Annotated in this window: 1 protein-coding gene and 1 pseudogene; both read right to left on the bottom strand. The window is 63.3% G+C overall.

Annotated features, from left to right (window positions below; translation table 11 throughout):
• Window positions 1–298 (bottom strand): annotated as a pseudogene (locus AD89_RS0117320) (NAD(P)H-dependent flavin oxidoreductase); the annotation flags it as partial.
• Between the two features lie 169 nt (window positions 299–467).
• Window positions 468–755: enoyl-CoA hydratase-related protein (locus tag AD89_RS0117315; protein ID WP_025780873.1), on the bottom strand; the 288-nt coding region annotated here is incomplete at its 5' end.

Here is a 755-nt window from a genome sequence, read left to right as displayed (position 1 = left end):
GGACCACCTCGGCGAGGTCATCTTCGAGGCGATTGTTCGAGCGGTGGACGATGAGGTTGACTGCGAACGGAGCGGCTGGCTGCTGCGGATTCGCCGCGGTGTGGGCGGCGTTCGACTCGGCGATCTCATCGAGCCAGTCGGTCAGCTGCGAGGCGGGCCGGGCGTTCAGCGATGGGAAGGATCCGACGATTCCGGCCTGGCACTGGGCCTTGACCAATTCGGGCCCCGAGGCGATGAACATGGGGGAGCCGACGACGGGCAGACGGAGTTGGGAGCGCAGATCGGTGAAACTTGTCACGGTGCCTCCTTGTGAAGATGAATGCATACGCCCACTCTAACTGAACGATTGTTAAATGCGAGACGGAACACATTCTCTTTCATCTCCTGGCCCGCATTTCGGCTGATCAGACGACGAAGGCGCAGACTCTCGGGGGAGTCTGCGCCTTCGGCAGTGATAAGAAGCTGGATCAGGAATCCGTGAAGTTCGGGTCCCGCTTCTCGACGAAGGCGGCCATGCCCTCGGACTGATCGTTCGTGGCCAGGGAGGAGTGGAAGAGACGACGCTCGTAGCGCAGCCCCTGCTCAAGGGTGGTCTCGAAGGCGGTGTTCACCGCTTCCTTGACCATCGCCGAGGCGACCCGGGACTTGGCCGCGATCGTCTGCGCGATCTCGTTGGCCGTGGTCAGCAGCTCCTCGGGTTCGACGACGCGCGCGACGAGACCGGAGCGTTCGGCCTCCTCGGCGCCCATCATCCG

Source organism: Brevibacterium sp. VCM10 (assembly GCF_000583215.1).
Lineage (GTDB): Bacteria > Actinomycetota > Actinomycetes > Actinomycetales > Brevibacteriaceae > Brevibacterium > Brevibacterium linens.
The sequence above is the reverse complement of the archived record's forward strand: the minus strand, read 5'-3'. Positions and strand labels throughout refer to the sequence as shown.